This window comes from Prevotella communis, assembly GCF_022024175.1.
GTDB classification, from domain to species: domain Bacteria; phylum Bacteroidota; class Bacteroidia; order Bacteroidales; family Bacteroidaceae; genus Prevotella; species Prevotella communis.
On the sequence record NZ_CP091794.1, the window covers coordinates 1,400,204 to 1,425,104 of the forward strand.

General features: G+C 49.8%; 23 protein-coding genes. 18 read left to right on the forward strand and 5 right to left on the reverse strand.

All coding sequences use genetic code 11. From position 1 onward, the window contains the following. Nucleotides 1-2 precede the first annotated feature (2 nt). The gene (locus L6466_RS05635) at nt 3-2,138 is read right to left on the reverse strand and encodes a C13 family peptidase (protein ID WP_237803511.1); all 2,136 of its coding nucleotides are present in this window, start codon (nt 2,136-2,138) and stop codon (nt 3-5) included. Next, a complete protein-coding gene (locus tag L6466_RS05640; RefSeq protein WP_237793056.1) occupies nt 2,128-2,913 on the reverse strand; it encodes a hypothetical protein in 786 nt (261 codons plus the stop codon). Before L6466_RS05640 ends, L6466_RS05635 begins: the two co-directional genes overlap by 11 nt. 628 nt (nt 2,914-3,541) lie before the next feature. Between L6466_RS05640 and L6466_RS05645 the strand changes: the two genes are divergently transcribed. From L6466_RS05645 to L6466_RS05690, 10 genes are all read left to right on the forward strand, one after another. Beyond that, nucleotides 3,542-4,351: a hypothetical protein gene (locus L6466_RS05645; RefSeq protein ID WP_091818515.1), complete on the forward strand. Its 810-nt coding sequence runs from the start codon at nt 3,542-3,544 to the stop codon at nt 4,349-4,351. 8 nt (nt 4,352-4,359) lie between these two features. Then, on the forward strand, nt 4,360-4,770 hold the full coding sequence (locus tag L6466_RS05650; RefSeq protein ID WP_091818514.1) for a hypothetical protein: 411 nt from the start codon (nt 4,360-4,362) through the stop codon (nt 4,768-4,770). Beyond that, complete coding sequence (locus L6466_RS05655; RefSeq protein ID WP_091818513.1) at nt 4,767-5,744, forward strand: hypothetical protein; 978 nt, start codon at nt 4,767-4,769, stop codon at nt 5,742-5,744. Before L6466_RS05650 ends, L6466_RS05655 begins: the two co-directional genes overlap by 4 nt. Nucleotides 5,745-5,959: 215 nt before the next feature. Then, complete coding sequence (locus tag L6466_RS05660) at nt 5,960-6,238, forward strand: hypothetical protein (RefSeq protein ID WP_237793055.1); 279 nt, start codon at nt 5,960-5,962, stop codon at nt 6,236-6,238. A 232-nt stretch (nt 6,239-6,470) separates the two neighbouring features. After that, a complete protein-coding gene (locus L6466_RS05665; protein WP_237793054.1) occupies nt 6,471-7,148 on the forward strand; it encodes a Rha family transcriptional regulator in 678 nt (225 codons plus the stop codon). A 284-nt stretch (nt 7,149-7,432) separates the two neighbouring features. After that, nucleotides 7,433-9,544, forward strand: coding sequence for a YfjI family protein (locus L6466_RS05670; RefSeq protein ID WP_431356519.1), 2,112 nt, complete (start codon nt 7,433-7,435; stop codon nt 9,542-9,544). A 47-nt stretch (nt 9,545-9,591) separates the two neighbouring features. After that, nucleotides 9,592-10,014: a DUF5675 family protein gene (locus L6466_RS05675; RefSeq protein WP_237793052.1), complete on the forward strand. Its 423-nt coding sequence runs from the start codon at nt 9,592-9,594 to the stop codon at nt 10,012-10,014. Nucleotides 10,015-10,148: 134 nt separating this feature from the next. Beyond that, a complete protein-coding gene (locus L6466_RS05680) occupies nt 10,149-10,967 on the forward strand; it encodes an MBL fold metallo-hydrolase (protein WP_237813097.1) in 819 nt (272 codons plus the stop codon). A gap of 31 nt (nt 10,968-10,998) precedes the next feature. Continuing rightward, nucleotides 10,999-11,139, forward strand: coding sequence for a hypothetical protein (locus L6466_RS05685; protein WP_176757001.1), 141 nt, complete (start codon nt 10,999-11,001; stop codon nt 11,137-11,139). Between the two features lie 17 nt (nt 11,140-11,156). After that, entirely contained in the window at nt 11,157-11,534 is a 378-nt protein-coding gene (locus tag L6466_RS05690; RefSeq protein WP_237803507.1) for a RidA family protein, read from the forward strand. A 3-nt stretch (nt 11,535-11,537) separates the two neighbouring features. Here L6466_RS05690 and L6466_RS05695 read toward each other — a convergent pair whose 3' ends face one another. From L6466_RS05695 to rsmG, 3 genes are read right to left on the reverse strand one after another with little or no spacing between them, the layout of a single operon-like run. Beyond that, nucleotides 11,538-12,644: a hypothetical protein gene (locus L6466_RS05695; protein ID WP_237813098.1), complete on the reverse strand. Its 1,107-nt coding sequence runs from the start codon at nt 12,642-12,644 to the stop codon at nt 11,538-11,540. 58 nt (nt 12,645-12,702) lie between these two features. Next, entirely contained in the window at nt 12,703-13,350 is a 648-nt protein-coding gene (locus L6466_RS05700; protein ID WP_237803505.1) for an MBL fold metallo-hydrolase, read from the reverse strand. 2 nt (nt 13,351-13,352) lie between these two features. Beyond that, on the reverse strand, nt 13,353-13,973 hold the full coding sequence (rsmG, locus tag L6466_RS05705) for a 16S rRNA (guanine(527)-N(7))-methyltransferase RsmG (RefSeq protein ID WP_237803504.1): 621 nt from the start codon (nt 13,971-13,973) through the stop codon (nt 13,353-13,355). A gap of 120 nt (nt 13,974-14,093) precedes the next feature. Between rsmG and L6466_RS05710 the strand changes: the two genes are divergently transcribed. The 8 genes from L6466_RS05710 to L6466_RS05745 all read left to right on the forward strand — a co-directional run bounded on the left by L6466_RS05710 (nt 14,094) and on the right by L6466_RS05745 (nt 24,896). Next, on the forward strand, nt 14,094-14,747 hold the full coding sequence (locus tag L6466_RS05710; RefSeq protein ID WP_237803503.1) for an HAD family hydrolase: 654 nt from the start codon (nt 14,094-14,096) through the stop codon (nt 14,745-14,747). Beyond that, a complete protein-coding gene (gene panB, locus L6466_RS05715) occupies nt 14,732-15,553 on the forward strand; it encodes a 3-methyl-2-oxobutanoate hydroxymethyltransferase (protein WP_091819002.1) in 822 nt (273 codons plus the stop codon). Before L6466_RS05710 ends, panB begins: the two co-directional genes overlap by 16 nt. Before the next feature lie 15 nt (nt 15,554-15,568). Further along, the gene (locus L6466_RS05720) at nt 15,569-16,768 is read left to right on the forward strand and encodes an MFS transporter (RefSeq protein WP_237793048.1); all 1,200 of its coding nucleotides are present in this window, start codon (nt 15,569-15,571) and stop codon (nt 16,766-16,768) included. Nucleotides 16,769-16,843: 75 nt separating this feature from the next. Then, nucleotides 16,844-19,864: a ligand-binding sensor domain-containing protein gene (locus L6466_RS05725; RefSeq protein WP_237803502.1), complete on the forward strand. Its 3,021-nt coding sequence runs from the start codon at nt 16,844-16,846 to the stop codon at nt 19,862-19,864. 234 nt (nt 19,865-20,098) lie between these two features. Beyond that, a complete protein-coding gene (locus L6466_RS05730) occupies nt 20,099-20,701 on the forward strand; it encodes a riboflavin synthase (RefSeq protein ID WP_091854079.1) in 603 nt (200 codons plus the stop codon). A gap of 24 nt (nt 20,702-20,725) precedes the next feature. After that, entirely contained in the window at nt 20,726-22,045 is a 1,320-nt protein-coding gene (serS, locus tag L6466_RS05735; RefSeq protein ID WP_237803501.1) for a serine--tRNA ligase, read from the forward strand. Nucleotides 22,046-22,182: 137 nt separating this feature from the next. Then, nucleotides 22,183-24,531 (forward strand): bifunctional dihydroorotate dehydrogenase B NAD binding subunit/NADPH-dependent glutamate synthase, encoded by a 2,349-nt coding sequence (locus L6466_RS05740; RefSeq protein WP_237803500.1) that lies wholly within the window; start codon nt 22,183-22,185, stop codon nt 24,529-24,531. Further along, a complete protein-coding gene (locus tag L6466_RS05745; protein WP_237793044.1) occupies nt 24,528-24,896 on the forward strand; it encodes a DMT family protein in 369 nt (122 codons plus the stop codon). The genes L6466_RS05740 and L6466_RS05745 overlap by 4 nt, the downstream gene beginning before the upstream one ends. The last annotated feature ends 5 nt before the right edge of the window (nt 24,897-24,901 follow it).

Genomic DNA, 24,901 nt, shown 5'->3' on the forward strand with positions numbered 1-24,901 from the left:
CTTTATTTGAAATATTCTCCTAAGGTATTGTTGTAGACGCTGCCATAGCAGTCGTAGTTGTACATCATGGCGTGGGAGGCCGTAGTGTGGCGGGCCAGTTGGGTGTAAAGGTCGTAAATGGTGATGTCCGGATTCTTCTCCACCTCTTCGCGGAACACTCGGGTAAAGGCATTCGAGAGATAGATGTTGCCCTCTATGACGTCGGCATGGGATTTCTCGTCTGGAGCCGCAGCTGTGAGCACCATCAGTCCGGGAATACCGGTCAGATTCTCGCCAACCGAGCCGCTGTAGCAGGTCTCCATGACCAGCAACATTTTGCGGAAGTTGTCTTGTGCCCCATGGATGGCAGTACGGATCTCTTCTGCAGTGATCTCGCCACCCGCCCAGTTGAGCATGCCATCGTATTTCCCGTGGCCACTCCAGAAGAAGAGCACATTGGTGTTCTTGCTGCCATGTACGACCTGCGGTGTGCGTTCTGTGACATTGCCTTTGAGGATGTTTTCCAGGTCGGCAGGGGTGAGCTGACTGATTTTGTAATCGTTCTTGATGTTCAAGTGGAGGTTTTCCCCGTCAGGGGTTACGTGCACCACACCAGGGTGGGGATTTTCAGGATCGTTGGCCAGGTCGTCCTCGGTGATGAGCACGATGTGGTCATCATCGTAACCGGCGTTTCTAAGCATACGGTAGATGTCGAGGGCATCTGCCTGGTGGCGGTAGTTGTTCCAACCCGTAGAGGTGGCCATCACCACGGCATAGCGGTCTTGGAGGGGCTCGTACTCAAAATCATAGTCTCTGCTGGAAGGAAATAATCTATAACCCATCTCCATATTCCAGAGTTGATCCATGGAGGCCTTGTTGGCATTGTCACTGCGGGTAAGGTACTCCACAAAATGATAGGCCCCATCGTAGAACCGCCAGTGACCGTACCAAGTACCCAGCTGACTGATGTGGGTCTCGCGGTCAAATACCCAGCTACCAGACGCTCCCGCCATGTTGGGCAACTGGCCGCCACGGATGGCGCGGAACCCTGCGGAAAGACTCTCGGTTGTCCATCCCAGTTTGTCTCCATGCCCGTCACAGGCATCCATTACGGCAACAATGGCCTCGCGCACGGTTTCCAGTCCTGCGGTCTCCTTGTGTGCCAACGCCATTCCCAAAAGGGTGAAACAATCATAGAACTGGGCATAGCCGTTTTGGATTTCCTTGCCGGTAAAGGCTTTTCGCATGGCGGGGAAACCGCTTTCTGGACTGCCGCAGAGAGCTATGCCTTCGTATTCGTGTTTCAGTTGTTTTTCCAGGACTTCGTTGCTGGCAATATCTGTGCAATAAATGCGGGGGAAATTGACGTAGTCTTGCTTGATGCCTTCCTCCGTCAGTATTTCGTCGAGCCAGAGCATTTCTTGGGTGGTCGCTGGAACGAAGAAGATGCTGCTTAAGAATTTGGCGAGGACATTATCACCGGCAATGGATTTTATTTGCGCGCGCATACTTTCCTTGTCTTTGAAGGGGTAGGTCAATACATTGCGGAAGCCGAGTTCTCTGGCCAGGAAGGGCAGATAGGATTTGAAGGAAGTGACGTAGTCGTCGGCGTCGTCCTGACGGCACAACAGCATGACGAAGGACGAATACATCTGGTGGGAGATGATGCTCAAGATGGCCTGACATTGGGCAAGGTCGCTTTCCGACATGCAGAAGATGTTGGGGGCCGTACGGTTGCTGCCCGCATAGATGCGCTGAATCTCTGCAGAAGTGACGCTGGGCATCAGTACGGGGATGCGGTACGAAAGGCTCTCCTTGGCCACCATACGGGCGTGACGACTGTATTTGGGTCCGATGATGGCAGCATAGGTGTTGTCGTGGGTGATGCGATACACTTCATCCTTCAGGTTCTCGGCAGACTCGTCAACCCATTCCAGGTTCATTGTCACGCTTTTCGCTAATCCCTCTTGGGCTTTCACCACGTTTTGGAGAGCCTGCTCTGCTACGGGTTTTATACTGCCCCAGATTTCCTGAGGCATAATCACGGCCACTTTGTAGGAGGTCGTTTCCACGTTTTGACTGGAACTGGGCGTCGGACTTTCGTCCTTGCAACTCCAGAGAAACAGAATCGTGAATAGGAATATCAGTTTAGTACGCATGGGTCATCTCCTTTTCTTTTGCGGTTTCTATGTATTGCGCTTCCAGCGCCTCGTATTCGTCCCTTTGAGGGAAGTTTTCTCTGTAGTAATGGATGCGATTGAGTAATCCAAAGAAGCGGTCGTTGTATAGAATACGCACATGGCCGGTGGACAGACCAAAGTCCTTATGTACAGGCCACGATTGGCCAGCAAGCCACTGGTTGATATAGGTCTTGATGATTTCTCCCATATCGTAAATGAGAGAATATGGCAGCCAGTCAGAGAATATACTACAGTCTTCCCCGATGCCCATGGAATACACACAAAAATTGTTGGAGTAGGCGTAGGCTCCCATCCGGGAAGCGCCACACACCGGCGCCAGACAAACATTGACAGCCTCCCAGTATTCATCCGGATTCGTATACAGCAGGTGGAACAACTCGTCGGGCATGTTGGTGCCGCGGTAGCTGTCTGCCAGCACAATGCGGTGACATTCCTGTCCGCCTGCATCCCGATAACCATCCTCAATGCCGTCGGCCACCGCGTCCATCATGCTGTCGCCGTCAAAAGCCTTGAAGATATGCAACTCATGACGCTTGCTGAGGGCTCCGGCCAGCCATGCCCCGCCGTAGCGTTTCAGTTGCAAGGTGGAGAGACCGTTGGGCATTTCCTCTTGGCTATCTACCAAAAGGATGCGCCCGGCTCCAGGGTGAAGCTCTTGTGCCAGAGACTCGTACTGAGGACCACAGAGGATAAGGGCTTTCTCTGCAGTTCCATTGGTTGTGAAATTATTCATAAGGGCAAGGGCCTCGGCTTGGCTCTTGGGTCTTATGAGATGAACCTTCATATCCAGATGTGCTGCCTGACTTTCCGACACGGACTTGAGAATAGCATCGTCGTAGCCTGCACCAGAGAAACCGGATTCCCACGCAAAGAGAACCGTCAGGTCTTTTCCGGACGGGGATTCGGCCTGCAGTTCGTCCTTTGAACAGGCTGTAAAAAATGTGGCGAAGGATAGCAGCAGGATATAGGAATAAAGAATCTTTTGTTTCATCTTGATGAATTGTTAGGTTAGTCAGCAGGTATAGACGCCGCAAAGATACGAATTTCCCACGAAAAAAAAAAGAAAATCATATTTTTTTCTTTTTAAACGTTGTTTTTTATTCAACGTTTTTCAGGGCAAGACAAAATCAGCTACGAGGAATTTCGGAAGTCATTAAAAGAACAAGATTTGTAAGAAGTAAAAAATGGTTACAGCCCTTGTTCCCATGACGAGTCACTCTGCTTTGCTCAATGATTCGGCATAATATAATTTTTATAAATATTTTTCCCGTTCTACCACAAATAGAGCGGGATTTTTTGTACCTTTGCAATTCGAAAACACGATATATTATTCATATAGATAATAAAGGTAAGAAGATTGTATGATACTCCCTACAATGACACCTGAAGAGAAGGTGAGACAGATGGAAAAGATGAAGCCGTTGCTGTATGAGGCTGCCATGGGCTGGTTGAAACACAATTATAAAATTGTGTTCAAGACGAAGGTGTTCCCAACTTTCTATACTTTCGAACGGACGTTTGATGGTATGGGGAAGTGGACGGTCATCGTAATGGCAGAAAGCAAGGCTATATTGAAAAAGGGCATTGTCAACGTGCGGGGCTATCAGACTTACGTTGTCTGCCACGCAAAACTTGAAAGCAACAATGGTATGGGCATCTATTTGTTAAACGCAAATAGCGAAGATACAATCATGTGCAATGAGTTCCCGCCACATTATTTCAATCAGTTTCGCAAGCGTTTTGTTGAGGCCAGGGGGTTGTCGCAACCAGACTTCCCTAATCTTGTGAAGATGGTGATGAGAGAACATTATGATGCGATTGATGAGACGTTAATTGAATTAAAAATAAAACTTGACGATGAAGACCGTATGTTTTTCGAGGAAAACGAAGAATATAATCGTCAGGCGGGTTTCAAGAATCTGATAACCTATTCGCGTAATGGCATCTCGTTGGGCCTTTCGGGTGCAGACCGCCGATACTTCAACTTTACCACGTTTGTTTCGAACGAGATGTTGAAGGATAATCAGGTGGAGGCTCAAAGGGAAAGCCTGAAACATCAGCTCAGCTATAGGTACAAAGCCAATCTTGACCCGTTTGCTCCGCAAGAGGGAAACTTTAAGTTAGTGGAGCCTTCAACGAGAGGCTATGGATTGAATAAGAAATCAAAATAGACAGATAAATGATAATAGAGAATCCTGAATACAGAGAAGAGACCACTCATCATGAATGGGGTGATGAAACTCGTGAGTATGTTGTGCTGCCTAAGGGCCTACCAGGTAAAAGTGGTGCCACGATACTGATGCTAAGTAACCTGAAGTATTTTCTGGAAATGTTTACGCTCGGCAATGACGAATGGTATCTACGTCCTTACGAGATATTAGCAGAGTTGGAAAAACAAGTGATGGATGACGCCGAAAATGGAGAGATTGCAACCACTTATTTGATGGATTATAAGCGTCCTGGTCCGAATGTTGAGACTGCTTTTGTGATTTTTGAATTCTCACATTTCGAAGTGAACACAGAAACTGAGCCTGATGAGAACTATCGTTCGCTTTACATTTACTTTGAATATACTGGCAGTGCATCATGAGCGATTTGTTAGAAGAAATATTCAGTCGTGTGGCTGCCTTTGAGACGGGTGGTCGCCATATTGACTACATCAAACTCGACATGATTACACGTCAGGTGGAAGTGAAGTTGACGGCTGTGCCAGGTGGCGAGTACTACGACACCATTCTCGCCCAGCAGCAAGATACCATCCAACAAGCGCGACAGGATCATGCCGTCTGGACTAAGCGTCACGGCGGCGGTGTGACAGAAGAGGATTTGACTGAACGTGTCGGACTGATGCTAAAGAGTCTGCTTGACACCAAGTTTCTGCGTGATGACTACTACGAGATTCCAAGATCGAAACGCACAAAAGCCAAAGAGGAGTTGGAGCAGCTGGGATTGGAAGTAGACTGTATGAGCGAAGTGCAAATTCTGCGTTATGCATTGCTGCGTGATATGGTTGATTTACGAATGGGGCGTTTTGAGTTTGACAATAAGGAGGCTATCGGTAACTACATGTACGAAAATCGCGACACCTACAGCCCAGCTCGTTATGGTCACTACTTCCGTTTTGAGACTACTCTTGGCCTTATTTATCAAGACCTTGACCAGTTGAAGAAAGCTAATCGCGACCGTAAGTTGGAGGAGTGTATGACTGGTATGCTGACAGACATGCAGCCGCTACGTGAACATGTGGTATCTGATTTCTCTGGAAACTATGATGAGTTGTTGGATGCAATTCTGATGGTAGGCGATTTGCAGAAGAAACTAAAGCAGGTATCGCCAAACACCTTCAAAGGTGGCTATAATCAGAAGTTGACGTGTAATCTAGTGGGACTGTTGTGTGGAGAAGGTGTGTACGATGTAAATCCCAAACAGGCCGATGCCCTTATCTACACAGGTAAGACGCATTATACGTATATTAATAACTATGCGAACTACGACTCTTCCGACTCAGAAATGACCCGCGAAGAAGTAAAAGCCATCAAGGAGGTAATAAAAAAGCATACCTGATTTTATTTTTTGTTATTTCCGGAAATGTAACTTATTGAAAGTCAGTTGATAAATTATTATTATTTATCGGCTGGCTTTTATTTTTTTTTACTCTTTTTACTTGCCGTACCTTTGCACTGTCGAATTGATCGACGGTGCTCTTTGACATGCTGATACACATTTTGAGCCCCTTGGGAAGGGGCGGCTACAAGCAAGGTTTTTATATACAACAACAAATGGAAACAAAGATTTTGAAAGTGGTACGCCAGGGCGAGGCCTTCAGCGTACAGTCAAGTAAACAGGAGTCGGGCGTTATCCAGAAGTGCAACATTGTGCTGAAGGAGCTGGGCTCAAAGTTTGAAAATGAATATGTGTGCACGATGCTGGGTAATCTGGCGGCGTGCAGGTTCTACGAGGGTGACATCGTCATCGCCACCCTCCGTTTCTCTACACACGAATATCAGGGACAGACGTTCCAGGAAATACTTGCCACTGATATCGTGAAAATCAATTGATCAGGAAACAAATTGCCGTACAATTGAAATGGAAACAAATTGCCGTAATACGCATAATTTATCCATAATAAAAATTACGAGAAAATTACGATAATTACGAAAATTTGTTTCCAAGAAAAAAGGAATTTATTCCTCAAGAAAACGAGAATTTGAGTTGAAGCAGAGGAAGTCTTCACGTGAAGATGGCCATCGGATTTCCAAGCACTTCTTCTCGCTTAATAACAACTCAACAATGAAAACAAACATTATTAATCATACAGTTCAAACAATCACGTCGCTCGAAATTGCAGAGCTGACAGGTAAACAACACAATCATCTCATGCGTGACATTAGAAAGATGGAGATTGCATGGGAAAAAGTACAAGGGTCCAAATTTGGACTCTCGTCCAGAACCTACCAATTGCCGAATGGTGGAACGAAGGAAGTTCCCTGTTATGTGCTCACTAAGACCGAGTGCCTCTACATCGCCACGAAGTTCAACGACGAGGCACGCGCCAAGCTGGTGCTGCGCTGGGAGGAACTGGAGAAGGCTGACGCAAGACGTCAGATGGCTGATGCGAGATGTCTGCCCAGTCCACAGAAAATCCTTGCCCTGGCCGACGGCATCATCGGGGAGGGGCTCCGTATGCTGAACGAGCCCGCTGAGGACACGCTGACGGCGACGCAGGTGGCAAAGACATTCAACATGACCACGCTCGATTTCAACGCCGTGCTGCGCGACATGGGCATCCAGTACCGACGCGGCGGGCGTTGGAACATCTCTGACGACCTTGCCGACCGCGACTTCGTGCGCCTGCGCACCCACGTCTCCTATTCATTGAAGGGCGAGAAGAAAATACGCACCTATATGACGTGGACGATGCAGGGACTGCACTACCTTAATTCTATACTGGGATACCCGAACTTCTAAGACTCACCCCCAGCCCCTCTCTGCTCAGAGAGGGGAGTGAATAGATTTTCCAATTAATAACTAATATTACCCCAACTAACTACTCCTCCCCATTCAGGGGGAGGCAGGGAGGGGGTCTTTTTTATATGAGTGTACATTATATTTATTATAAGGATGGGGCGAAGAGGATGCGCCCTGTCCTCACGAGAGAGGAGTATCTGAGTCTGAGGAATGGCGGCGAGCAGCGGCGGTTGGTGGAGCGTATCCGGGCTGGCGAGGAGGGTCTGAAATCGAAGCTGGTGCAGATGAACTACTCGTGCCTGCCCAATGAGGACGGTTCGCTGAAGGGCTCGAAGACGATGAGCACTACGGTAGGCATGGATATCGACCACCTGTCGAAGGAGGAGATGCCCACGGTGCGTGAGCGCATCTTGCAGAAGAAGGAAGAACTGGGGCTGCTGATGCTGGAGGAGAGTGCCCGTGGCGGTGGCTATCACCTGGTGTTCAGGCGCAGGCCGGAGCTCTCGCAGGAGGAGAACCTGAAGTGGGCGAGTGAGCTGCTGGAGGTCAAATATGACGATGGTGCCAAGGACATCACGAGAGTGTTTTTCACGACAACGGGGAGCGCCGAGGATCTCCTATTTCTGGATGATGAGATATTCAGACTCACCAGACTCACCCCCAGCCCCTCTCTGCTCAGAGAGGGGAGTGGTCAGACTCAAGGACAGAAGCTATCTACGCCCCTCTCTCACAGAGAGGGGATGGGGGAGAGTCTGGAGGGGAAGGGGGAGGGTCTTCTTTCTTTCCCTAGCGACTTCAAAGGCATCTCCTATACCTCTATTATAGGTGAGTTCTGGCGCAGAACTGGCGGCGAACCCAGTGAGGGTGAGCGTAATAAGCGTCTGCATCAGTTGGCTGCCAATCTGCGAGCTATCTGCGATGATAACGAGGAGTGGTTGCTGGAGGTGATGCCTCGATACGGACTGTCGGCACAGGAGATGCGCGGCATTATCCACTCGGCCTGCAAGGAGCCTACGAAAGGGTCGCGGCTGATAGATAAGATTGTCAAGGCTCTGGAAACGGGCATCAGTCCTGACGAGGTGGACGATGCTGAGGCTGTTCAGGAAGAGACTGGTGTCAAGGTCAATGTGAAAGCGTTGCCCATCGGCCTGAAGGAATCGTTGACAGGTGTGCCCGTTTCGATGCATATGCCAGTGCTCTGTTCGCTGATGCCGTTGGCGGCTGCCTATGCCGACCAGGTGGAGGTGCGCTATTGCGACGGCGAGATGCAGAAGTTGGGCATGATGTCGATTATCTACGGTGAGCAGGCCTCAGGTAAGTCGGTCTGCAAACATGCTGTGAACATCTGGAAACGCCAGTTGGACGACGAGGATGCCTTGGCTCGTAAGCGTGAAGATGAGTGGAAGGAGCGCAAGAAGAACCGCAAGGCCAACGAGAAGGCTCCGGACGACCCGAAGGTGCTGATTCGCGTGGTGCCCGTCACGGTGAGCTGTTCTACGCTGCTGAAGCGACTGAAGAATGCAGACGGTCATACGCTCTTCTCGTTTGGCGAGGAACTGGACACGTTGCGCAAGACCAACGGTGCCGGCTCGTGGTCGTCGAAGTACGACATCTATCGTCTGGCGTTCGACCCGATAGACTCGGAATGGGGTCAGGACTACAACAGCGACCAGGCTGAGTCGGGCGTGGTGAAAGTGGCGTACAACTGGTCAATGCTGGGCACCAGTGGGGCCGTCAGGAAGTGCTTCAAGGCAGACAACGTAGAGAACGGTCTGTCGAGCCGTATCCTGCTGGCCGAGATGCCAGACACCTCGTTTGCCAAGATGCCTCATTATGGGCGTCGCACCCAGGAGGACGAGTCGAAGATTCAGGAGGCCGTCACCCGGTTGCGCTCGTATAGCGGCTATGTGGACACGCCACGCCTGCGGAAGGCCATAGACCAATGGGTGGAAGAGCAGCGCGTAGTGGCCTTGAAGGATATAGACCACGTGAAGGACACCTATCGTCGTCGTGCTGCCGTCATCGGTTTCCGCTGTGGGGTCATCTTCCATCTGCTGACGGGACGCGTGAAGGAGAGCAACGCTTGCGTGGAGTTTGCCACGATGATGGCTTCCTACTGTCTGAACCAGCAAATCAAGGTGTTTGGCGCGGCCCTGCAGAATCAGTATGTGGATGCCCAGCAGGAATGTCAGCGCTATGGTGCCAACAACAGCATCTTCGACCAACTGCCGCCCACGTTTACGGCAGATGACTTGGCTGCGCTGAAGCCCGCCAACGTGCCGCGAAACTCCATCATCAAGATTATCTCGCGCTGGAACCGCGACGGCTGGGTGGTGAAGGCAGACTCGAAAAGATGGTCTAAGGCGAAAAGTGACAATGACAAAGTGACATCGTGACATTAAGGACATTAAAGATTAAGCATTAAACATTAAATTTCAGAATTATGGAATTAGTATTGACAAGAATAGCAAAGCGCAAGACCTACACGATAGGCAGGCTTGAAATTGAAGGGGCAGGGGAGAACCTGTACTTTTGCGACACACTGGAACCCACATGGCGCGACTACGCCCACGGCGGCCGCAAGGTAAAAGGTCGCTCGGCCATTCCCGAAGGGCGCTACGCCGTAGTTATCTCATGGAGTCCGAAGTTCAAGGCATGGTTGCCCATCCTGCTGGGGGTGCCCAACTTCAGTGGCATCCGCATCCACGCGGGTAACACTGCCGCCGACACTGAGGGCTGCATCCTCGTGGGCAAGAACAAGCTTGTAGGTCAGGTGGTCGATTCGCGCATCTGGCTCTATCGCCTGAAGAAGAAAATAGTAGAGGCGAAAGACCGTGGTGAGGCGGTGTGGATTACCATTAAGTAATGATCTCTCAACAATCTTATATCACAAAACATATTAAAAGTGAGGGCAAAGATAGTCCTTTTTAGGATATTATTCGTATATTTGCCATCACAATTAACAAAAGTTGAATTTTTGAAGCTACGACACACGGAAATATGAAAAAGGTCCTGACATTCTTGTTGGCTGTACTGGGGCTGAACACAGCTTGCAGCCAGAATTTTGACAATTATGATGTGAAGGCGTTTGCCGAACTGACAGCAGACCCTGACGTGGTAATCCTTGACGTAAGAAAGGCCGACACCTACGAGGTGGATATGCTTAAGACCAGAAGCGGTAAGACGGTGACGTTTCATGCCTTGACACATGCCAGCATCCGTATCCAGTATGATGGCAAGGAGATAGAGATTGATCCTGTGACGAAGTTGGGTAACAAGACGATAGACTATGCTGCTATGCCCAAGGCTGACTATCTCTTTGTAACCCATGAGCATGGCGACCACTTCAGTCAGGATGCCATAAAGATTCTGACAGACGGAAAGACACGTTTCATTACCAACCAGCGATGTGCCGAAATGTATGGCTCTGGTGAGGTGATGAAGAATGGTGATAAGTTGCAGTTGGCTGATGACTTCACTGTTGAGGCTGTCCCTGCATATAACTACAGTGAGGGGCGCACGCAGTTCCATCCCAAGGGACGTGATAACGGCTATATCCTGACTGTCGACGGCCTGAGAATCTATATCGCCGGTGATACGGAGGATATCCCGGAATTGTCGGCTGTGAAGGACATTGACATTGCCTTCCTGCCGTGTAACCAGCCCTACACCATGACACCAGGGCAACTGGTCAGGGCTGCAGGAATCATCAAGCCCAAGGTGCTGTTTCCCTATCACTACGGACAGACAGACCTGAACAGCATTCCGTCACTGCTCCGGAATGACGGCATTGACGTTAGAATCAGACATTACGAATAGGATATTTGAAAGAAAAAGCAATATGGCTTACATGAACAGATTCAATCAGACAGATGAACGTCGGCGTGACGAGCTGATCCGCATCATCGAACACAGTGTCGAGAAACTGACACTGGCGGAACTGGAGGCTCTGTATTACGACATGACGACGAAATCCTTTATTAACGACTAATTCAAACAACGACGAATATGAAAGATGTAATCAGTACAAAGGCTGCTCCGGCAGCCATCGGCCCATACAGTCAGGCCATCAGAGTGGGAAACCTCGTTTATACCTCCGGTCAGATTCCCATTGACCCCGCCACAGGCAGTTTTGCTGAGGGTGGCATCAAGGAACAGACCCGTCAGTCGCTGGCCAACGTGAAGGCCATCCTGGAAGAGGCTGGCCTGACTATGGCCAATGTAATCAAGACAACGGTATTCATGGCAGACATGAACGACTTTGCGGATATGAACGCCGTCTATGCCGAGTTCTTTGCAGAGCCTTATCCCGCCCGTTCGGCAGTGGCAGTGAAGACCTTGCCAAAGGGCGCGCTGGTGGAGATTGAGGTCGTGGCCGCAGAATAGGTCCTAGAAAACCCAGGCAACGGATAGGTCGAGTGATTTTGATGGCATCTTCTTGAACTCGAAGATATTGCTGTCGAGGATATTGGCCAGATTGATGAAACGGCAGTTGCCTTTAGCCCCTACACGCAGCAGTCTGCGCCCCATGCAGAACTCGTAGCCAAGTCCGCCGTAAAGTCCCTGAGTCATGGATAAAGTAGTACCGCCGCATATATAGGGGCGGTGCTTCTTTTTTGTGTCAAAGCGATAGATAAGTCCGCAATCGATTTCAATCCATAACTTGTCGTTCTCCATGACGCGAAGATGAGAATACTCGTCCAGATCCTTCACCTTGTTCTTGTATAGTCCAGCCAGTACCATGAACTGGTATGCAAGGTTGGGATGGTTGCGTGAAGCACCGAACTCAAAGCCCAGCGCCACATGTGGCATCATGGCATGATAGGACAGGTTCTTGTCATTGATCTGGCCCCATCTCATACCGCCCTCCATAAAGAAACGGGTGGCATACTTGGATTTGCTGTTGTCGTATTCAAACTCCACACAGTCGCCAGCTTCCTTACAATACATCTGGTTGTACCGGCGTGTCGTCTTCTTCAGATTGGCTGCAGTGATATCATTTTTCCACAGGGCCTGTGTAGCCTCAGAACTGATAAACATGATTTCTGCAGCACCGCGCAGGTTCTCTCGCTTTCGCTTCATGGCATCCTCCGTTCGGTAGTCGTCGTATGACTCCTCTTTGATGGTTGCAGTCTTGCCGTTGGCATCAACCATGTAATAGTAGGTCTGGTCACCGTCCTGATAACTGTAGAGACTCACTCCGCCAAGTAGCAGACATTCAGCAAAAAGGTTACTGTCCTTGCCGTTGATAGGCAGCGTACTGCTTACGTAAAAAGAGCCGTCATCCATGAAACGGTAGCCTCGGATGTCGTAGGGCTGATACATTCGGTAGGTTGTTTCGCCTTCTGGCAGGAACCGGCAGACGGCATTATTCTCTTTTTTCGAGATATAGTCTATCGTGCCGTGTATCGTGTCATTATCGTTGGTTATCACGTAGCCGCTCACCAGTTTCTTTGGCGTATCCACATGTTGAGCCACAATATCAATTGCTACCATTAAAAACAGGTAGCATAAAAACAATCTTTTCATTCTTATATTCTATGGTTATCTATGGTTAATGGAAATATGGATTCATCCTTACCTCATCGCGGATATTGGTCTTGGGACCATGGCCTGGATAGACGGTGGTCTCGGCGGGAAGATGGGCAATGACAGTAGAAAGGCTGTTGATTAACTGTTCCCAAGAGCCGCCTGGGAGGTCGGAACGGCCTACACTCATACGGAAGAGCGTGTCGCCCGAGAAGGCTACATGCTCTTCTTCGCAATAGAAGATGATGCTGCCGGAAGAATGGCCTGGGGTGTGGAGCACCTTCAGACTGTGATGGCCAAAGGTGATGACGTCGTGATGACTGAGAATCCTGCCCAAGGGGATGTTGGTAAAACTGGTGCCAAGGTCGAAACCCATCATGCGGCACTGCTGGTCAAGGTCCTCTATCATCGTCTGGTCATTGGCATGAGCCTCAGGCTTCAGTCCAAAGGCCTTGTAAACAAAGGCAGCGCCAAACACATGGTCAAAGTGGCCATGCGTGCAGAGATGGTGCACGGGTTTCAACTGCTGCTCCCGGATATAGTTCTGGATAGCATGCTGTTCGTTGTCATAAAGGGCACCACAGTCAATGATGACACACTCTTTGGTGTCGTCGCTCACTACGTAGCAGTTCTCCTGCAGAGGGTTTACCTCAAAAGCCTTGATAGTCAGCATGGTTACAATGGTAAGTAGATACAGTATTTCTCCTTGAACCACTCCTCACTGAAATAGCTGGAGAGTTCCGTGGACTGGACAATCTTCTTGAAAGGCTGCGTCTCGCCCTGCAGGTTGCCTCCCTTCAGGCAGATGACACCGTTGGGGATGGCATTGCGCTGCTCCTTGCTGATATTCTTGCGCACAATCTTCACAAGGTCGGGCAGGGGCATCACGGCACGACTCACCACGAAGTCGTACTTGCCTTTCTCGTCCTCGCCACGCAGATGCTCAGGGTGACAGTTCTTCAGTCCGATAGCATCGCATACCTCCTGCGCCACGCGAATCTTCTTGCCCGTGCCGTCGATGAGCTTGAACTCGCACTCAGGGAACAGGATGGCTAAGGGTACACCGGGGAAACCGCCACCAGTGCCAAAGTCAAGAATATGCGTGCCAGGCTTGAATCCTATGAAGCGGCCGATAGCCATGGAGTGAAGCACATGGTGCTCATACAGATTGTCGATATCTTTGCGCGAGATAACGTTAATCTTCTGATTCCATTCATGATACAGCGCATTCAGGGATTCAAACTGCGCATATTGCTCGTTGGTGAGCTTTGGGAAATACTTTTCAATCAATTTCATGGTGCAAAGATACAAATAATTCTTAATTCTTCGCTCGGCTTGACCGCTTTTTCTTAAAAAAGAATTCTTAATTCTCAATTATTTTGTACCTTTGCACCCGATTTTTAAATAGAAGAAGTAATGAAACAACTTAAAGCGGCGCTTTTTGACCTGGATGGTGTGGTGTTTGACACAGAGCCACAGTACACCGTTTTCTGGGGAAGTCAGTGCCGGTTATATCATCCGGAACGCCCAGGGCTGGAACATGAGATAAAGGGTTCTACGCTGCAGCAGATTTATGACAAGTGGTGGAGCGGCGAACTGGAGAAAGAGCGCGATATAGTGACCCGGCGCCTGAACGAATTTGAGGCACAGATGGACTATAGCTATATCGCTGGCTTCGAGGCTTTTGTGCGCGACTTGCGTCAGCATGGCGTGAAGACGGCCGTGGTGACAAGCAGCAATATGCCTAAGATGGAAAGCGTGTTCCGTGTACGTCCTGAGTTCAAATCCCTCTTTGACGCGATTCTGACCAGTGAGGACTTTGCTGAGAGCAAGCCCTCGCCCGACTGCTATCTGAAGGGTGCTGAGCGTTTTGGCGTGAGTCCGGCGGAGTGCGTGGTGCTGGAAGACAGTATCAACGGCCTGAAGAGCGGACGTGCTGCAGGCATGTACGTCGTGGGACTGACCACCACGAATACCAAGGAGAATATCGAGGCATTATCGAATATACAGATTAAAGATTATCAGGATATAAATTACCAAAAGTTAAACACATTATGGCAGGATATTTAGTAAGCGACAATCGTAAAGTGACGACACATCGCTTTATTGAAATGAAACAGAAAGGTGAGAAGATCTCAATGCTCACCTCTTACGATTACACCACGGCAGGCATCGTAGACCGTGCCGGTATTGACGGCATCCTGGTGGGTGACTCAGCATCAAATGTGATGGCTGGTAACTCTACCACGTTGCCTATGACTGTAGATCAGATGATCTATCACGCACGTTCGGTGGTTCGTGCCGTGAAACGTGCACTGGTAGTGTGTGACATGCCCTTCGGCTCTTATCAGACTGGTGTGCATGATGGTGTGGTGAATGCTATCCGCATCATGAAGGAGAGCGGATGTGACGCCCTGAAGATGGAGGGCGGCGTAGAGATACTGGACACCGTCAAGGCTATCCTGGATGCCGGTATCCCCGTGATGGCCCACCTGGGACTGACACCTCAGAGTATCAATAAGTTTGGTACATACGCTGTACGTGCCAAGGAGGAGAAGGAGGCCGCCAAACTGCTGTCGGATGCCAAGGCTCTGAGTGAGGCCGGCTGTTTTGCCGTGACACTGGAGAAAGTGCCCGCAGCACTGGCCGAACAGGTGACCAGGGAAATCAGTGTGCCTACTATCGGTATCGGTGCTGGCGGTAAGTGCGACGGCCAGATCCTGGTAGTAGCGGATATGTTGGGTATGAACCAGGGCTTCTCTCCCCGTTTCCTGCGTCGCTATGCCGACCTGAATACGGTGATGACGGATGCTATCGGACAGTATGTTACTGACGTGAAGAGCGGTGACTTCCCCAACGAGAGTGAATCGTATTAATTAAAGACTATAAGCGTGAACACACAAGGCACAAGGTTACATATCGGACTGTGGCATAAGGAGTTCTGGCTGATGGTGCTAGCAAACCTTTTGCTGTCGATGGCCGTTACAATGCTGATTCCTACCTTGCCTATATGGCTGAAGGAAGCTGCTGGTCTGGACAACCGGCAGGTGGGTCTGGTAATGGGGTCTTTTGCCTTGGGCTTGTTCTTGCCGGGTGCCTTCTGCTCCTACCTGGTGCAGCAATACAGGCGCAACGTGGTGTTCATGATATGTGTGCTGGTATTGGCCGCATCAATGACGTTGCCGTTTTTCAAGCTCCCCGCCTTGCACCTGTATCCGATAATACTTGTATGGCGTGGACTTCAGGGTGCGGCCTTTGGCTTGGCGCAGATGGTACTCTCGTCGACATTGATTATCGATACCTGTGAATCGCATCAGCGCACGGAGGCCAACCACTCAGCAACGTGGTTCGGACGGTTTGCCCTGTCGCTGGGCCCGATGGCCGGACTGCTGATGATGCAGTTGTCTAGTCTGATAGTCCCTTCATCTATACCGGCCTCGCCTATGTCGACGCTGAACGTCTTCTTCCTGGCGCTGGTATGTTGCGTGGCGGCTATCTTACTGGTATCGTTTATCCGCTTTCCGTTCCGTATTCCGGAGGACAACCTGCATGTGCTGAGTCTTGACAGGTTTTTCCTGACGTCAGGATGGACACTCTTCCTGAACCTCTTGTTGGTGACGACGGCTATCGGTATGCTGATGTCGCTCCCAGTGCCTGTACATGCTTACGGCATGGTGATGCTGGGTTTCCTGTTGGCCCTGCTGGCCCAGCGCTTCGTGTTTTGTGATGCAGAACTGAAGAGTGAGGTGATTACCGGCCTGTTGCTGATAGGCGCCTCGTTGATTATACTTCTGACGTCCCGCTATTCACCCCTGACAACGCCCCTTCTGGGCTTGGGAGTAGGACTGGTGGGCGGTAGGTTCCTGCTGTTCTTCATCAAGTTGAGCCGTCACTGCCAGCGAGGTACCTCGCAGAGCACCTTCATGCTGGGGTGGGAGAGTGGCTTGGCTATCGGTGTCGGCGTGGGCTATTACTTCTTCAGCGGACGTACGATGGAGATGCTCATGGTGGCATTCCTCCTTGTTGTTGCGGCTCTTCTGATGTACGTGTTCTGGACCCATAGGTGGTTTTTAGAGCATAAGAATCGTTAAAAAAGATAAAAACGTATCAACTCAGAAAAAATATTTGTAATTTCGTAGCCGTAAATCTATACAAAAGGAAATACAATGAGAAAGGTCACACAAATAGTTCTTACGATTGTTTGTATCTTCCAACTGGGCGGAACGGATGCCAATGCTCAGCAGATTCAGGCTACGCGTCGTCATTTCTCAACGGATGACGGATTAGCGAGCAATGCCATTGCGCATATGGTGCAGGATGACTATGGCTATATATGGCTTGCCACCTGGAATGGCCTTTCCAGATTTGACGGATACAACTTCTTTAATTATAAGACGGGCGCTGCCAGTCATATCAGGAATCTGCATAACCGTATAGCACAGTTGGCTGTGGACAATCAGCAGAACGTGTGGATGCGCATGTATGACTCCAGGGTCTTTGTGCTGAAACGCTCAACCGACTGCATCGTCAATCCCTTTGAGAATGTCAGTGGCAGTGAGGAATACCGTACGACACATCCTATCGTCGTGACAAGTAGCGGTGACGTGCTGGTTACTGTAGACGGCGTGGGCCTGTATAAGTTGCGTATGATGTCTTCCGGCGTCAAGGCACAGCTCATCACCGTGGGAGACATGGTTATCACCTCGATAACCGAGGGTTATCAGGACGATATATGGCTTGGTACGAATCAGGGCGTACATCGCATGGATGCCAGTAACCTGACTGTAGAGCGCAAGGGACTGTTCCTGGACGAAAGTATCACTTGTCTGTATTCAAATGGCTATAATATCTATGTGGGTACAAAGAGTGGCAAGATCATGTCGTTCTCATATGGCCAGGAATCACAGGTGATTCGTGCCGGTGGCGACCAGGTTGCCAAGCTCTTTGTGGACAGTCACGGCCTGATATGGTTTACGGATGCGCGTATGGGTGTCAGCAAGATAGATCCTGAGACCCATGTGGAGCGGTTCTACTCGCAGAACGTGAAAACGCCCGACTATGACGGCTATGGCGGTATTATTGCCGAGAGTAACGGTGTGGTTTGGATAGCCATGAACCGTGGCGGCTTCGGCTATTACAACCGTGAGACCGATGAGGTGGAGTATTTCCATAACGACCCCTCTAACCCCTGGAACCTGTCGAATGCGGTGAATGCCATGCTGGTAACCAACGAGGGCGTGGTGTTTGAGTCAACAACACGTCGCGGACTGGAGAAACTGGAGATTATCAAACAGACGATAGCTCGCAGGATGGTTGCGCCTGGCAGCACCAATCCATTGGATAACGAAATTCGCGGACTGTTGTATGACAAGTCCAGGAAACAGTTGCTGATGGGTACCAAGGCTGGTGTGCTGCATATCATCAAGGGCGACAGCATACACACTACCTGGTCAAGGACCGATGACGGCAGTCCTATTGGACGTATATACGGCATCTCAAAGGATGCCAGTGGCCGCTACTGGATTGCTTCGAAGGATAATGGATTGTTTAGGATGACGCCAACGGGCAACGGTTACTCTATCGTGAACCTGCGTCATAAGGCTGGTGATCCCAACTCGCTGAATGATGATCGTGCCTATTGCTGTCTGGAGGATAAGGATGGCAACCTGTGGGTGGCAACCTATGGCGGTGGCGTGAATCTGTTGCCTAAGGGTAAGAACGGATTCCTCTATCCCAAGAGGGGCATGAACAATTATCCCATCAATGCCTACCAGAAGGTGCGCACGCTGGAACTCGACAAGGACGGAAAGGTGTGGGCAGGAACAACTGACGGTGTGCTTATCATGTCGTATAAGAAAGGTAAGGTAGAGGTGCAGCGACTGTTGGAATCCAAAGAGTATCCTGACAATATCCTGATGTCAAACGATGTGGTTTGTCTGGCGCGTGATGCGCATGGCATGATGTGGGTAGGCACCAATGGCGGTGGTCTGGCACATACCATCGGACAGGACTCGGAGGGACACTGGTATTTTGAGCATTTCGGCGCAAAAGACGGTCTGCCGTCTGAGGAGATAAAATGTCTGACGTTTGACAGTCGTGGCAACGTGTGGTTTGCTACAGACCACCACATCTGTTCCTTTGATCAGGGAAAGCGCATCTTTGCCACCTATTCTAACCTGGAAGGCGTGGATGAGACGATCTGCTCAGAGGCTTCTGCTGTCACGCTGCAAAACGGACATGTGCTTTTCGGTACGGTGAATGGCTATTACGATGTAGATCAAACAAAGTTGATGACATCGACAGGTTCTATGCTGAAGTTGCGCATCACGGATTTCTGGTTGAACAACGTGTTGCAGACACCGCGTCAGACCACCCTGTATGGCTATTACGTGCCCGATGCCAAGACGGTGCGACTGCAGAATCATGATGATGAGATCGGTTTCCGTTTTGCCTCACTGAACTATCAGTTGCAGCACCGCGTACATTATCAGTATATGCTTGAGGGCTATGACGAGGATTGGCATAATGCCCCGGTGTCAAGGACGGCATGGTATAATAACCTGCCTTCAGGTACCTATAAGTTTAAGGTGAAGGCCTTCCTGATTGACTCGCCGGAGAAATACGACCTGAAAGAGATTGAGGTAATTGTGCCTCCATCGTTCCTGATGTCGCGCAATGCCATGTGGATTTATTTGGCAATAGGTGTCGTGCTCTGCGTGATGCTGATGTTCTGGTTGCAGAAAATGCACCGCAGAAGACAGGGACGCTCGATGAAGGATAGTAAGACGCGCGAGAAGGCTGTCATCAGGGCCAAGGAGGACTATGAGTTCATGAAGCGTGTAGAGCTGTGGATGGAAAAGAACTATAAGAATCCTACGGTTGACGTAGAGCAGTTGATCGTGTTCATGTCCATGAGCCTGGCAGATTTCGAAAGTAAGCTGAAGCGTATCACGAATAAGACACCAAAGGAATATATCAGCGAATATAGGATAGATAAAGCTAAGCAGATGCTGGCGCATACAGATGCAAGCATTGCGGACATCTCGTTTGAACTGGGATTTGCTAATGCGGCGCAGTTTAACCGTCTGTTCCAGGAGGCTACGGAGATGACTCCATCACAGTATCGTGATGCCCAAAGGCAGACTGACACCACTGGCGCTTCTACGGATTATGAAATAATAGAATAAAGAAAAAACTGGGACCGTCTCGGTTAGATTGGGATACTCATCAAATAACAATGAAAACCGGGCAGTCTTCTCTTGTCGATGGCGGGCCATTACCCAAGCGTTTTCCAAATGCCGATGGATTACAAAGACGGAGAGCACCCATAACCTGTGATAAAGGAGTTTTCATCACATCACCCTGGCGGTCCCTTTTTCTTTTAGTTAAGAGTTAAGAATTAAGAGTTAGGAGTTTTTTAAATGTTTTCTGGAATTATTGAAGAGTTTGCTACGGTAGTAGCGATTAAGCACGATAGAGAGAATATTGACTTCACACTGACTTGTTCGTTCACCAGTGAACTGAGCATCGATCAGAGTGTGGCTCATAATGGCGTCTGCCTGACGGTGGTGAAGATTGAGGGTAACGAGTATGTGGTGACTGCCATGAAAGAGACGCTCGACCGCACGAATCTGGGTCTGCTGAAAGTGGGCGACAAGGTGAATGTGGAGCGTTCGATGGTGATGAATGGCCGATTGGACGGACATATCGTTCAGGGTCATGTGGACCAGACGGCTAAGTGCGTCAAGATGGAGGATGCCAACGGTTCTACTTACTTCACTTTCGAGTATCCGGAGAACCGCGAGATGGCACGTCGTGGCTACTTCACGGTGGATAAAGGGTCGGTGACCGTTAATGGCGTGTCGCTCACGGTATGTAATCCCACGGCAAACTCATTCCAGGTGGCTATCATCCCTTACACCATGGAGCACACGAATTTCCAGGATATCCGTGTAGGTACGGTGGTCAACCTGGAGTTTGATATCCTGGGCAAGTATATCGCCCGACTGAATGAACTGAAATAAAAAGATAAAAAACAAATATAGATTATGCTTACACTTAAACTCATTACTGAGGAAACCGAGCGCGTGATTCGCGGCTTGGAGAAGAAACATTTCAAGGGTGCTAAAGAGGCTATCGACGAGGTGCTGGCTGTTGACAAGCGTCGTCGTGAGGCTCAGCAGGAACTCGACAAGAACTTGAGCGAGGCCAAGAAGATGGCTGCCCAGATTGGTGGTTTGATGAAGGAAGGCAAGAAGGCTGAGGCTGATGCTATCAAGGCCAAGGTGTCCGAGATGAAGGAGACCAACAAGCAGTTGGAGGACACCATGAACCAGGCACAGGAGGAGATGACCCGTCTGCTCTGTCAGATTCCTAATATCCCCTACGATGAGGTGCCCGAGGGTGCTGCCGCAGAGGATAACCACGTGGTGAAGTCAAACCTGAAGGAGTGCACGGAGAAGGATACCGTAGGCAACTGGGACGTGAACCCCTCACTGGGTATCGCTAATCCTCTGCCTCACTGGGAACTGGCCAAGAAATACAACCTTATCGACTTTGACCTGGGTGTGAAGATTACTGGTGCCGGATTCCCTGTATATATCGGCAAGGGTGCCCGTTTGCAGCGTGCTTTGATCAACTTCTTCCTGGATGAGGCTCGCAAGAGTGGCTATACGGAGATTATGCCTCCTACAGTGGTGAACGCTGCCTCTGGCTACGGCACAGGTCAGTTGCCCGATAAGGAGGGTCAGATGTACCACTGCGAGGTAGATGATTTCTATCTCATTCCTACGGCCGAGGTGCCTGTGACGAATATCTATCGTGACGTGATCCTTGACGAGAAGGACCTGCCTATCAAGAACTGTGCTTATACTGAGTGTTTCCGTCGTGAGGCTGGTTCATATGGTAAGGATGTTCGTGGTCTGAACCGTCTGCATGAGTTCTCTAAGATCGAGATTGTGCGTATCGACAAGCCTGAGCATTCTAAGGAGAGCCACAAGGAGATGCTGGCACACGTTGAGGGACTGCTGAAGAAACTGGAGTTGCCTTATCGTATCCTGCTGCTCTGCGGTGGTGACCAGTCGTTCACCTCTTCTATCTGCTACGACTTCGAGGTTTACTCTGAGGCTCAGGGCCGCTGGCTCGAGGTTTCGTCTGTATCAAACTTCGACACCTATCAGGCCAACCGTCTGAAGTGCCGCTATCGTAACAGCGAGACCAAGAAGACGGAACTCTGTCACACGCTGAATGGCTCGGCTCTGGCTCTGCCCCGTATCGTGGCTGCCCTGCTGGAGAACAACCAGACAGAGAGTGGCATCAAGATTCCTGCAGCACTCGTGCCCTACACAGGTTTCGAAATGATTGACTAATACATATAGGTTATGAATAAAGATGCAAGCATAAGTATATGTTTGCATCTTTTTTCGTAAAAAGTATGGTTAATTCAAAACAATTTGTTACCTTTGCAGCCAATTATTAAACAATTTGGTTACAATAAACCTGAATTATGAATAAAATCGTCAGAAAAGAGCAGTTCTCTGAAAAGGTGTTCCTTTTCGAGATTGAAGCTCCGCTTATTGCTAACAGCCGCAAGGCAGGCAACTTTGTGATTGTACGTGTCGGACAGAAAGGTGAGCGTATGCCCCTCACCATTGCTGGTGCCGACAAAGACAAAGGCACTATCACGCTGGTAGTACAGCAGGTGGGTCTCTCTTCAAAGAAACTGTGTATGTTGAACGAGGGCGATTACGTCACGGATATCGTAGGTCCTCTGGGAAATCCCACGCATATAGAGAAATTCGGTACGGTAGTTTGCGCTGGTGGTGGTCTGGGCGTTGCTCCGATGCTGCCAATCATTCAGGCACTGAAAGCTGCTGGCAACCGTGTGCTGTCTGTGATGGCTGGTCGTTCCAAGGACTTGATTATCCTGGAAGACAAGGTTCGCGAGAGTTCTGACGAGGTAATCATCATGACCGATGACGGTTCTTATGGTGAGAAAGGTGTCGTTACCGTAGGTATTGAGAAATTCATTGAACAGGAGCATGTGGACAAGGTGTTTGCTATCGGTCCTCCAATCATGATGAAATTCTCTAATCTTACCGCCCAGAAGCATAATATCCCCTGTGAGGTTTCGCTGAATACCATTATGGTTGATGGTACGGGTATGTGTGGTGCCTGTCGTCTGACGATTGGTGGTAAGACAAAGTTCGTATGTATCGATGGTCCTGAGTTTGACGGCGCCCTGGTTGACTGGGACGAGATGTTCAAGCGCATGGGTACCTTCAAGAAGGCTGAACAGGAGGAGATGGAGCATTTCCAGGAGCACTTGGATGGAAAGGAAGAGGTAAAAGTGAAGAGTGAAGAATTTGCTACCGCTCAGGCCAAAGCCTCTGTTGACCCCATCGAGGTCCTCACTGACCGTGATGCCGAGTGGCGTAAGGAACTGCGTGCTTCAATGAAGCCCAAGGAGCGTACGCAGATAGAGCGTGTGAAGATGCCTGAGCTCGATCCTGTTTATCGTGCTACCACACGTACTGAGGAGGTTAACATTGGTCTGACCAAGGAGATGGCGATGACGGAGGCTAAGCGTTGTCTTGACTGCGCTAAACCCTCATGTGTTGAAGGCTGTCCTGTGAATATCAATATCCCTTCGTTTGTGAAGAATATCGAGCGTGGTGAATTCCTGGCTGCAGCCAAGGTGCTGAAGAATACATCTGCCCTGCCTGCTGTCTGTGGACGTGTTTGTCCGCAGGAGAAGCAGTGTGAGAGCAAGTGTATTCACCTGAAGATGAACGAGCCCGCTGTGGCTATCGGTTATCTGGAGCGCTTTGCTGCCGACTATGAGCGTGAGAGCGGCAATATCTCCCTGCCTGAGATAGCTCCTTCTAACGGCATCAAGATTGCTGTTGTGGGTTCTGGTCCTGCCGGACTGAGCTTTGCTGGCGATATGGTGAAGAAGGGCTATGATGTGTATGTCTTCGAGGCGCTGCATGAGATTGGCGGTGTGCTGAAATATGGTATCCCAGAGTTCCGTCTGCCCAATAAGATTGTGGATGTGGAGATTGAGAACCTGTCTAAAATGGGCGTTCACTTCCAGACCGACGTGATTGTTGGTAAGACAATCAGCGTAGAGACACTTGAGCAGCAGGGCTTTAAGGGCATCTTCGTAGGTTCTGGTGCCGGTCTGCCCAACTTCATGAATATCCCTGGTGAGAATGCTATCAATATCATGTCGTCAAACGAATACCTGACGCGTGTGAACCTGATGGATGCTGCTAATCCTGCTACCGATACGCCTATCAACCTGGGTAAGAAAGTACTCGTTGTAGGTGGTGGTAACACGGCTATGGACTCTTGTCGTACGGCTAAGCGTCTGGGCGCTGAGGTAACATTGGTTTATCGTCGCAGCGAACAGGAGATGCCTGCCCGTCTGGAGGAGGTGAAGCATGCCAAGGAAGAGGGTATCAACTTCCTCTGTCTGCATAATCCTATAGAGTATCTGACTGATGAGGCTGGTGCTGTGAAGGCTGCCGTGCTGCAGGTTATGGAGTTGGGTGAGCCCGATGCCAGTGGACGTCGCAGTCCTGTTCCTGTGGAGGGCAAGACGGTGACGCTCGATGTCGATCAGGTGGTCGTTGCTGTAGGCGTTAGTCCTAACCCATTGGTTCCAAAGAGTATCGAGGGACTGGAACTGGGTCGCAAGAATACCATCGTGGTTAACGAGGGTATGCAGTCTAATCGTGCAGAGATCTTCGCAGGTGGTGACATCGTGCGTGGTGGTGCTACTGTTATCCTGGCTATGGGTGACGGACGTCGTGCTGCTCAGAATATGGATGATTATTTACAGAAGAAATGAACGGTTTTTATACTATTCTTTTGCTCATACTAAGCAATGTCTTTATGACGCTTGCTTGGTATGGGCATTTGAAACTTCAGGAGTCAGGAACTTCAAGCAACTGGCCGCTTATTGGTGTGATACTCTTCTCATGGGGTATCGCTTTCCTGGAATACTGCTGTCAGGTGCCAGCCAATCGTATTGGCTTCTTGGGAAATGGCGGTCCTTTCTCATTGGTGCAGTTGAAGGTTGTACAGGAGTGTATCTCGCTGGCTGTCTTCGCAGTCATTGCTAATATCATGTTTCAGGGGCAAAGTCTCCATTGGAACCATATCCTGGCTTTCCTGCTGATTATCTGTGCCGTCTATCTGGTGTTCATGAAATAGAACGA

Excerpts from the sequence above, each read along its gene's own strand:
- L6466_RS05635 (WP_237803511.1), bottom strand. The coding sequence starts at position 2,138 with ATGCGTACTAAACTGATATTCCTATTCACGATTCTGTTTCTCTGGAGT.
- L6466_RS05640 (WP_237793056.1), bottom strand. The coding sequence starts at position 2,913 with ATGAATAATTTCACAACCAATGGAACTGCAGAGAAAGCCCTTATCCTC.
- L6466_RS05645 (WP_091818515.1), top strand. The coding sequence starts at position 3,542 with ATGATACTCCCTACAATGACACCTGAAGAGAAGGTGAGACAGATGGAA.
- L6466_RS05650 (WP_091818514.1), top strand. The coding sequence starts at position 4,360 with ATGATAATAGAGAATCCTGAATACAGAGAAGAGACCACTCATCATGAA.
- L6466_RS05655 (WP_091818513.1), top strand. The coding sequence starts at position 4,767 with ATGAGCGATTTGTTAGAAGAAATATTCAGTCGTGTGGCTGCCTTTGAG.
- L6466_RS05660 (WP_237793055.1), top strand. The coding sequence starts at position 5,960 with ATGGAAACAAAGATTTTGAAAGTGGTACGCCAGGGCGAGGCCTTCAGC.
- L6466_RS05665 (WP_237793054.1), top strand. The coding sequence starts at position 6,471 with ATGAAAACAAACATTATTAATCATACAGTTCAAACAATCACGTCGCTC.
- L6466_RS05670 (WP_431356519.1), top strand. The coding sequence starts at position 7,433 with ATGAACTACTCGTGCCTGCCCAATGAGGACGGTTCGCTGAAGGGCTCG.
- L6466_RS05675 (WP_237793052.1), top strand. The coding sequence starts at position 9,592 with ATGGAATTAGTATTGACAAGAATAGCAAAGCGCAAGACCTACACGATA.
- L6466_RS05680 (WP_237813097.1), top strand. The coding sequence starts at position 10,149 with ATGAAAAAGGTCCTGACATTCTTGTTGGCTGTACTGGGGCTGAACACA.
- L6466_RS05685 (WP_176757001.1), top strand. The coding sequence starts at position 10,999 with ATGAACAGATTCAATCAGACAGATGAACGTCGGCGTGACGAGCTGATC.
- L6466_RS05690 (WP_237803507.1), top strand. The coding sequence starts at position 11,157 with ATGAAAGATGTAATCAGTACAAAGGCTGCTCCGGCAGCCATCGGCCCA.
- L6466_RS05695 (WP_237813098.1), bottom strand. The coding sequence starts at position 12,644 with ATGGTAGCAATTGATATTGTGGCTCAACATGTGGATACGCCAAAGAAA.
- L6466_RS05700 (WP_237803505.1), bottom strand. The coding sequence starts at position 13,350 with ATGCTGACTATCAAGGCTTTTGAGGTAAACCCTCTGCAGGAGAACTGC.
- rsmG (WP_237803504.1), bottom strand. The coding sequence starts at position 13,973 with ATGAAATTGATTGAAAAGTATTTCCCAAAGCTCACCAACGAGCAATAT.
- L6466_RS05710 (WP_237803503.1), top strand. The coding sequence starts at position 14,094 with ATGAAACAACTTAAAGCGGCGCTTTTTGACCTGGATGGTGTGGTGTTT.
- panB (WP_091819002.1), top strand. The coding sequence starts at position 14,732 with ATGGCAGGATATTTAGTAAGCGACAATCGTAAAGTGACGACACATCGC.
- L6466_RS05725 (WP_237803502.1), top strand. The coding sequence starts at position 16,844 with ATGAGAAAGGTCACACAAATAGTTCTTACGATTGTTTGTATCTTCCAA.
- L6466_RS05730 (WP_091854079.1), top strand. The coding sequence starts at position 20,099 with ATGTTTTCTGGAATTATTGAAGAGTTTGCTACGGTAGTAGCGATTAAG.
- serS (WP_237803501.1), top strand. The coding sequence starts at position 20,726 with ATGCTTACACTTAAACTCATTACTGAGGAAACCGAGCGCGTGATTCGC.
- L6466_RS05740 (WP_237803500.1), top strand. The coding sequence starts at position 22,183 with ATGAATAAAATCGTCAGAAAAGAGCAGTTCTCTGAAAAGGTGTTCCTT.
- L6466_RS05745 (WP_237793044.1), top strand. The coding sequence starts at position 24,528 with ATGAACGGTTTTTATACTATTCTTTTGCTCATACTAAGCAATGTCTTT.